We start from the raw sequence: 519 nt of genomic DNA, 5'->3' as shown, positions 1-519 counted from the left end.
CCAACGGCGATCGAGAACTTGTGACCTCGGGTCGATCCGTGGTGCCGGTGGATCTTGTCGACGAACGCGTTCGCGGCCTTCAGGGAGATCGGAACGAGAACGAGCTTCTCAGCCATGATTCTTCTCCTCGCTCGTCTCGGGTGCCGCAGTGGGCATCCGGTCGTCCATCGGTACGTCGCACAGGCACATGCCGATGCGCTTGAAGTACTGGGCGTTCAGCAGCGACAGGAACCCGTGGGCCTGGCACGTCTCGTCGTGATCGAACCGGCGACGGTCAGGCGAACGCATGGCCCCGGGCTTGCTCGATGTGTCGCAGATGAGGACGCGGGCGCTCACCGGTCAACCTCCGCATCGACAGGGGCAGGGAGCAGTGCGATGGTCGGGCACGGGTAGAGCCGCTGGTTCCCGTCGTCGTCCTTGCAGTGCTCGCACACCAGCGGAGACTTGGGTCCGTACAGTCGGACGGCCTTGTGCATCGCCTCGACCCGCTCGGCCAGTCCGTCAGGCTCCGACACCAGG

At 65.1% G+C, this 519-nt stretch carries 2 protein-coding genes; both read right to left on the bottom strand.

Annotated features, from left to right (window positions below; all coding sequences use genetic code 11):
• Window positions 1-108: 108 nt before the first annotated feature.
• Complete coding sequence (locus EFK50_RS21290) at window positions 109-336, bottom strand: hypothetical protein (protein WP_123229629.1); 228 nt, start codon at window positions 334-336, stop codon at window positions 109-111.
• On the bottom strand, window positions 333-519 hold a 187-nt coding region (locus EFK50_RS22570; RefSeq protein ID WP_221177518.1), incomplete at its 5' end, for a hypothetical protein. The genes EFK50_RS21290 and EFK50_RS22570, both read right to left, overlap by 4 nt.

This window comes from Nocardioides marmoriginsengisoli (assembly GCF_003725695.1).
Taxonomy (GTDB): domain Bacteria; phylum Actinomycetota; class Actinomycetes; order Propionibacteriales; family Nocardioidaceae; genus Marmoricola; species Marmoricola marmoriginsengisoli.
This window is presented reverse-complemented; position numbering and strand designations above follow the sequence as displayed.